Raw genomic sequence first — 8292 nt, 5'->3', positions numbered from 1 at the left:
AGAGTGTGGGAGAGTAGGACACCGCCGGACAACCATTACAGTGAAGGCCCCACACCACCAGGTGCGGGGCCTTCACCACTTTAACCACCCACCCCCCCCCGCACACCACCCGGCAGTCGGACCCGGCACGCACCCGGGGAGGCAGCAGGCAGCTGGGGGAAGGGCTCCGGCGTCCGGACGCCGGCGCGTGCGTGCTATGGCTGGCGCACCTGAGCAGGGCAGCCACCACCGCCGGTTGTTCTGGCGGGCGCTCCCGCCGTGTTCTGGTCGCCTGCCTACGCTGGGGCGTTGCTTTCTTGCCGGCAGCCGCTCCTCGGCACGGCACTGATGCGGCTTAGAACGCTCAGCAGCAATGCGCACTGCCGAGCCGCAGTTGGCGAACGAATCCGGGTCCCCATCTCCTGGTATGTCTTCAGTTCGTTCGATGGACGCTGTTACGAACGATGACCGGAAGACCCGGAGCGGAACTGGGCTAGGTGGCTATACTTGCTGGAGCTTCAAGAATTGTGGCCGGCAAGCTCCGACTTGGCTACATACCAACCCCGCGCTCGTAGGGTGGTTCGGATGAGGAAGCGGCCTGTATTCGCTCACTGTGAGCACCCGGTGCAGGCAAGAGCTCGCGAAAGGACGCGGCCAAGCGCCGTCCGCTCATGACCAACTCGTCAGACACAGGCACACGACCTCAGATTCAGCTCGTGGCGATGAGCATTCAGGACTACGAAGTGCTGACGGCTCCGCGCGAAGCCTTCGTGAACTTCCTACTCAGGCCGCATGCGAATGATCGTGCTCCGGCCAACAACGTTCGCCCATCAGGGCTCTGAGCCGTGGCACCGTCGGGAGGTCTCCTCCTCGACACGGACGTCGTCGCGGAGTTGCGCAGACGCACTCCCGATCCTGCCGTGGTGGAATTCCTCCATCGCCGAAGGCATTTCCGCATCTTCGTCTCGGCCATCACGATCGGCGAACTGCATTCCCTGAGCCGACAGGACGGGAGTTTCCACGGTATAGAACTAGAACCATGGCTTCGCGAATTCAAGGAACTCTACGGCTCGAATATCCTGCCAATAGACGTCGATGTGGCCATTGCTTGGGGTCCGATAGCGGGCGGTGACGGTGTGCCGGCAGTTGAATCCCTCATTGCTGCAACCGCAGTTCAGCAGCATCTCTCCGTCGTGTCGGGAAACGTGGAGACCTACCGCAGGTTGGCCGTCCCAGTGATCAATCCCTGGGAAACAGATGCCCCGCCCTCAGTGACACTGCACTGACGGTCGCGCCGGCGGCCGACCGGCCCGGTAATCCCACGTTCGCACGGACAACTGCACGGACGACAGCACGGGCGAGCTGTGCCCGTGACAGCACAGACGAACTGTGCCCGCGACAGCGCTAAGGGCTGCACCTCTGAATGCACGGAGACCTGACTGCACCACCGACGTGGTGGCGGCGTCGCGCTGCTAGTTGCAGTGACCGTCCGCGGCGACGACCGCGAAGTCGACGCGTGACACTTCACTACGTGTGACACTTCCACACGTGATGAAGACCGATTGAGCGCTGGAACCTTCTCCTCGGCGTGGCCTGCCTGCCCCTCCTACGAGCTCCAATCTGCTTCTGGCATCTCGCGTGACGGCACAGCCGGGCACCGCCAATCGAGTGTTCTAGGCGCTGAGTTCATGACGCCGTGGAGGCGCAGTGTGACAAGGCACGAGTCAGAAAACGTCATCCGACGCCATCTCATTGCAGGTTTGTGCCGGTGGCGGCGGTGCTGCTTACAGTGGTCCAACAAACCATCAAGAGCGGCCGAGAGATCTGGCTTGTTGACGCCGCAGCAACCATTCGATTGCCCTCCCGCCAGGGAGAGCGGTGGAAGCGGTGCTCCTGCCAGAACCGATGGAGACACATCAGTGAACGTACCTGAGGTCCCAGCGTGCTCGCAGACGGGTACCGCTGGACCTCGATCCGATCGTTGATCTACTCCCTCGGCCGTTTCGAGGAGTGGAATGACACCGCACGACCGGGCAGCAATACCGCCATCCTTGTCCTACGAGCTGTACCCGCCGGCGACTCCGGAAGCCGGCGACAGCCTGTTTCACACGATCGACGAGCTCTCAGCGACCACTCCGGATTATGTGTCGGTGACTTTCAGCGGCACACCTGGTCGTCGTCGGGCTTCCGTCGGGCTGATCGAGCACCTCGTTCGCAACACCAGGCTCCGTCCGCTTGCTCATCTGACCTGCGTCGGTGAGACACGAGAGAGTCTCGACCGCCTGGTGCGGGAGTTTCTCGGGCTAGGAGTCAGGGGCCTGCTGGCACTGCGCGGGGACCTCCCGCGCGATCCTGAGGTTCCCTCCGGTGATGTGCCGTTCGCGCACCAGCTGGTGGAGCTGATCCGGGACGTCGAGGCCCGTCACGGGGCGACACTGGCGGGCGGCAAGCTAGCAGTAGGTGTGGCGGCGTACCCCAACCGGCATCCCGAGTCGCCGTCGTTCCTGCACGACGTCGAGGTGCTGGTGACGAAGCAGCGTTCCGGCGCCGATTTCGCGATCACTCAGGTGTACTTCGATCCCGCGCACTACGTCGCTCTGGTAGCGGCATCCCGTGCCGCCGGCGTCACCATACCGATCATTCCCGGCGTTATGCCCATGGCGAACGTCCGTCGGCTCGAACGACTGGCCATGATGACGGGAGTTCGTCCCGACGCGGCCTTGCTGCACCGGCTGGAGACGGCGTCCGATGACGGCGAGCGACGGCGGATCGGTGTGCGGGCGGCAGCAGTGCTGGCCCGGGCGGCCTTCGACGCAGGAGCTCCAGGCCTGCATCTGTACACGTTCAATGACCACCGCGCGTCGGTCGAGGTCATCGATCAACTGGACCTGCCGGCTGCACGCTCACTCGCTGTCCCCGCATGAGCCGGCCCTCTCAGCAGAACATCACATCACTTCCGAAGGAGATCCCAATGAGCACCCCTAAAGCTTTCCCCAGCGCCACAATCCTCGGCTACCCACGAATCGGACCGGGTCGGGAGCTCAAGAAGGCGGTGGAATCCTATTGGGCGGGAACAATCGACGAGTCCGGACTTCAGCGCGCGGCCGAGGAACTGCAGGACCGCACGGTCTCCCGCCTTGTCGAGCTGGGTCTGGGCGGCGAGGATTCCTCGATCCCCGCGGACTTCGCCCTCTACGACCAGGTGCTGGATGTTACCGCTGCGCTCGGGGCCCTACCGACTCGCTTCGCTGATTTGGCCGAACAGGACGGTTCCATCGGCACCGCTGCCTATTTCACGCTTGCTCGGGGCGACGGAGAGCGGGCGCCACTGGAACTGACCAAGTGGTTCGATTCCAACTACCACTACCTGGTGCCAGAAATCGGCGTCGCGACGACCTTTACTGCCGTGGCCCACCGCCTGACGGCGATCGTCCGGCGGCAGCGTGAACGAGGAGCGGTGCTGCGCCCGGTGCTGGTGGGCCCGGTGACCTACCTGCTGCTCGCCAAAGCGGAAGAGGGCGCCCCCGCAGGATTCGACCCGCTGTCCCGCATCGACGACGTCGTCTCTGCGTACGAGGGCATCCTGGCGTCACTCGCAGGGGCAGGAGCCGAGTGGGTGCAGCTGGACGAACCGGGTCTGGTCAGCGACCGCGGCGGTGAGTTGGCAGCACAGGGTGGGTTGGTCGAGCGTGTGTACCGGCGGCTGGCCGGTCATGCCGAGCGCCCGGCCCTGCTGGTCACGACCGGTTATGGCACCGCGGGCAACCCGACGAAACCGGGTCAGGCGCTCGCTGTGCTGTCAGCAGCCGGCATCGAGGCCGTTCATGCGGATCTGGTCAGGGGTTCCAGGCCCTCCGACGAGGTGCTGCAGGGTTTGGGCGCGACGCGCCTGGTCGCCGGCATCGTCGACGGCAGGAATGTATGGCGGAACGACCTGCAGGCATCGCTGAGTGTACTGGAGCAGTTGCAGGCCGGAACGGGCGCCGTGGTCACGACGGCGACGTCGACGTCGTTGCTGCATGTGCCGCATGATGTGCGGGCCGAGACGGCACTGCCGGAGCACCTGCCGGCATGGCTGGCCTTCGCCGACCAGAAAGTACGTGAGGTGGTCGTGCTGGCTAGGGGACTGGCTGATGATCGGTCGACTGTGGCCACGCACCTCGAGGAGACGGAGGCTGCGCTGCAGCACCGGGCACGCTTCGACGGCGTCGTCGTGGACCGGGTACGCAAGCGCATACGCGACCTGACCGCCGAGGCCTTCACCCGCGGCCCTGCCGAACGCAGGGCCGAGGTGCAGCAGCAACGGTTGGGACTGCCGGTGCTGCCAACCACCACCATCGGGTCGTTCCCTCAGACCGGAGAGGTACGCAGCGCCCGGGCCGCGGTCCGCAATGGCAGCATCTCACCGGCGGAGTACGAGCAGTTCCTCCGGCAGGAGATTGCCCGCGTGGTGCGGTTGCAGGAGGGCCTCGGGCTGGACGTGCTCGTACACGGTGAGCCGGAGCGCAACGACATGGTTCAGTACTTCGCGGAGAACTTCGACGGCTTCGCGGCCACGGATCATGGCTGGGTGCAGTCCTATGGCTCGCGCTGCACTCGTCCGTCCATTCTGTGGGGTGATGTGTCCAGGCCGCAGGCATTCACGGTCCCATGGATCAGCTTTGCGCAGTCGCTCACCGAGCGGCCGCTCAAGGGCATGCTCACAGGCCCGGTGACCATCCTGGCCTGGTCCTTCGTCCGTGATGACCAGCCGTTGGGAGATACAGCCAATCAGGTGGCGTTGGCGCTCCGGGATGAGATCGCCGACCTCGAGGCTGCAGGGATCGCGATCGTGCAAGTGGACGAGCCCGCCCTGCGCGAGCTGCTGCCGCTGCGTTCGGCGGATCACCAGCCGTACCTGGACTGGTCGGTACAGGCGTTCCGGCTGGCTACTGCCGGTGCCGGTGATCGGACGCAGATCCACACCCACCTGTGCTATTCCGAATTCGGCGAGGTGATCTCCGCCATCGATGGACTCGACGCGGATGTCACCAGCATCGAGGCCGCCCGCTCGCGCCTCGAGGTCGTCGCCGACCTGGCCGGATTCGGTTACTCCCGCGGGATCGGCCCGGGGGTCTACGACATCCATTCGCCGCGCGTGCCTTCCGAGGAGGAGCTCTCCGCCCTCATCGCGACAGCGCTCGAGGCCCTCCCCGCGCAGCAGTTGTGGGTCAATCCGGATTGTGGACTCAAGACCCGGGGGTATGACGAGACCGTCCTGTCGCTGCGCAACCTCGTTGCCGCGGCCAGAACGGTGCGGGAGAGCGCCGATCTCACGACGACCGGACAGGCACTGGCGCACTCCTGACCGCACGCGGTGGTCCTGCTCCGCTCCTGTGTCACGGGGCAGGGCCGCACGCGGTCCTGCCCCGGCACTTCGATTCCAAGTACGTGACGACCGCTGACGAAGGAGCCCCTCGATGAGCACCGGTGATCCTGGCTTTACCGCCACCGCCCAGATCCATGCAGGCTACGAACCGCAGGCCCCCCACCGGTCGGTGGCTGTTCCCATTTACCAGACGGCCGCCTACGAGTTCCCGGACTACGCGTCAGCACGCAGCATGTTCGCGCTCAGGGAACCAGGCTTCACCTACACCCGCACCGGCAACCCGACCGTGGCGGCGCTCGAGCAGCGGATCGCAGCGCTCGACGGCGGCGTGGCGGCGCTGGCAACGGCAACAGGGCAAGCTGCAGTCGCCGTCGCCCTGTTGTCGCTGGCACGAGGAGGTCAGCACATCGTCGCCTCCTCGAAGCTCTACGGGGGAACAGTTGATCTGCTCACGGACACCTTCGCTGATTTCGGGATCGAGGTCAGCTTCGCCGACCCGCTGCACCCCGACGCCTGGCGTGCAGCGGTGCGTCCTACGACAAGGGCCTTCCTGACCGAATCGATCGGCAACCCTCTGGCCACGCTGCAGGACCTTCCGGCGATCGCCACGGTCGCGCACGACGCTGGGGTCCCACTGGTGGTGGACAACACCCTGGCGACTCCGGCGCTGTACCGGCCGCTGGACCTCGGAGCCGACATCGTCGTCTACTCCGCGACCAAGTTCCTCGGCGGGCACGGGACAACCCTCGCCGGCGCCGTGGTCGACGGCGGGCGCTTCGACTTCTCCGAGTATCCGGACAAGTGGCCGCAGATCACCCACCCCAAGCGTCGGTACGGTGGGGATGTCCTCTGGGAACGCCACGGTCACGGCGCCTATCTTGCGCTGGCACGCAGCAAGTACCTTCATGATCTCGGCCCCTCCCTTTCGCCTACGAGCGCCGCGCACATCCTGCAGGGGCTCGAGACCCTGGACATCCGCGTTGCCCGTCATGGGCAGAACACCCGGGAGGTGGTGCGATTCCTGGCCGGGCATCCCGCCGTCGCAGCGGTACACCACCCGTCGGTCCAGGACCACCCGCAGGCCGAGCTGGCGGCCAGGGACTTCCCTCGGGGTGCCGGAAGCGTGTTCTCCTTCGACCTGGCCGCCGATCCTGGCCAGGTAGGGGCGTTCATCGACAGGTTGCGGTTGTTCAAACTGGTGGCCAACGTGGGAGACACGCGATCCCTGGTGGCCCATCCCGCGGCGATGACCCACTGCCGGTTGAGTCCGGAGCAACGATTCGCGAGCGGAATCGCGGACACCACGATCAGGCTCTCGGTAGGGTTGGAGACCGCGGAGGATCTCGTTGCGGACCTGGATCTGGCCCTCGCTCCACCGACCGCGTCCGCTCGCGTGGACGCCCGTGCCGTCGGAGCCGTCGCCCCTGCAGGAACGGGAGCCTGACATGCCTCGGTATTCGGGATTCAACACCACGGCGGTCCACGCCGGGCAGGAGCCGGACCCGCTGACCGGGGCGGTGATCCCACCGATCTACCAGACCTCTACCTTCGTCCAGGACGGCATCAACGTGCTGCGGGCGGGTCACGAGTACAGCCGCGGTTCGAACCCCACGCGCAATGGATTCGAAGCGCAACTGGCCGCGGTGGAGCACGGGGCCGCGGCCTTCGCGTTCGCCTCAGGGCTGGCTGCCGAGGACGCGCTGCTACGCGCCCTGCTCAGGCCCGGCGACCACATCGTGCTCGGCGCCGACGGCTACGGTGGCACCAACCGACTCATCAACGGGTTGCTGGGACCATGGGGTGTCACCAATACTGCAGTGGACATCACAGACCTGCGCGCGGTGGCCGCGGCCGTTCACCCTGGCTCGACGGCACTGTTGTGGGTCGAGACTCCATCGAACCCGCTACTGAGCATCGCGGACCTGACGGGTTGGGCCAGGATTGCCCACGACTCGGGGGCGCTGCTGGTGGTGGACAACACCTTCGCCTCGCCCTACCTGCAGCGACCCCTGGAGCTCGGCGCGGACGTGGTGGTCCACTCGACCACCAAATACATCGGTGGGCACTCGGATGTGCTCGGTGGGGCAGTGGTGGTGGCCGACCGAGTGTTCAGGGGCAAGATGCTGGCGGAAAGCATCGGTTACCAGCAGTTCGCCGGCGGCGCGGTGGCGGGCCCGCAGGATTGCTTCCTGGCCGCCCGCGGGCTCAAGACCCTCGGGTTGCGGATGGAGCGGCACAACGCGAACGCCCAGGCGCTCGCCGAATGGCTCCGGGACCAGCCCGGTGTGGCCGAGGTGCTGTACCCCGGCCTGCCCGAGCACCCGGGCCACGCCCTCGCGGCCCAGCAGATGTCAGGGTTCGGTGGCATCGTCTCGGTGCGGTTCTGCGCCGGCGAAACCGCTGCACGCGTGTTCGCCGAATCAACCCGCCTGTTCGCACTCTCGGTGAGCCTCGGCGGGGTGGAATCGCTGATCTGTTACTGCTCCGAGATGACGCACGCCTCGGTGCGCGGAACCGCACTCGCGGCACCCACCGATCTGGTGCGGCTGTCCGTGGGCGTCGAGGACCTCCCGGACCTGCAGCAGGATCTGCTTGCCGCTTTGCAGATCATGCGGGACGTCGTCGAGGGTACTGCCGTCCTTACCGCATGAGCCTGCCCATCAGCGCCAGGAGTGCTCCGATGAGGACTTCCAATCCTCTGCACGACTGAGGTGGCCCACGGCCCCGGGCAGAAAATTCCTGCTGCGGTCACCGGGCAGGGCGAGCTTTCCGCACGACCATTCCTGCCCTCGCCAGTCCGTCGAAGCGAGTGATGCAGGCAACGCCGTATCGGTTTGCCCGTGCCCCGCACACCGTGTAATGTTTCATGAGTTGCCCCGGTGAGGGTGACCAACCCCTTCGAAATCTAGCGGTCAGTCTGTGCGCTCTGAAATGGGCGAGGAATT

Annotated in this window: 5 protein-coding genes and 2 riboswitches; all 5 genes read left to right on the top strand. The window is 66.0% G+C overall.

Features of this window, described 5'->3' with window-relative positions; all coding sequences use genetic code 11:
* Window positions 1-495: 495 nt before the first annotated feature.
* Window positions 496-622, top strand: a riboswitch (SAM riboswitch).
* A 202-nt stretch (window positions 623-824) separates the two neighbouring features.
* The 5 genes from CXQ96_RS17550 (at window position 825) to CXQ96_RS17530 (ending at window position 7998) form a co-directional block, all read left to right on the top strand.
* The gene (locus CXQ96_RS17550; protein ID WP_104119317.1) at window positions 825-1265 is read left to right on the top strand and encodes a PIN domain-containing protein; all 441 of its coding nucleotides are present in this window, start codon (window positions 825-827) and stop codon (window positions 1263-1265) included.
* Window positions 1266-1778: 513 nt separating this feature from the next.
* Window positions 1779-1891, top strand: a riboswitch (SAM riboswitch).
* Between the two features lie 103 nt (window positions 1892-1994).
* Window positions 1995-2903: a methylenetetrahydrofolate reductase gene (locus CXQ96_RS17545; protein WP_104119316.1), complete on the top strand. Its 909-nt coding sequence runs from the start codon at window positions 1995-1997 to the stop codon at window positions 2901-2903.
* Window positions 2904-2950: 47 nt separating this feature from the next.
* A complete protein-coding gene (gene metE / locus CXQ96_RS17540; protein ID WP_104119315.1) occupies window positions 2951-5326 on the top strand; it encodes a 5-methyltetrahydropteroyltriglutamate--homocysteine S-methyltransferase in 2376 nt (791 codons plus the stop codon).
* Window positions 5327-5438: 112 nt separating this feature from the next.
* Window positions 5439-6791, top strand: a complete 1353-nt coding sequence (locus CXQ96_RS17535; RefSeq protein ID WP_104119314.1) for an O-acetylhomoserine aminocarboxypropyltransferase/cysteine synthase family protein — start codon at window positions 5439-5441, stop codon at window positions 6789-6791.
* 1 nt (window position 6792) lies between these two features.
* Complete coding sequence (locus CXQ96_RS17530; RefSeq protein WP_104119312.1) at window positions 6793-7998, top strand: cystathionine gamma-synthase; 1206 nt, start codon at window positions 6793-6795, stop codon at window positions 7996-7998.
* Window positions 7999-8292: the final 294 nt, after the last annotated feature.

The sequence above is a fragment of the Arthrobacter sp. B1805 genome (genome assembly GCF_002929745.1).
GTDB lineage: Bacteria > Actinomycetota > Actinomycetes > Actinomycetales > Micrococcaceae > Arthrobacter_D.
This window is presented reverse-complemented; position numbering and strand designations above follow the sequence as displayed.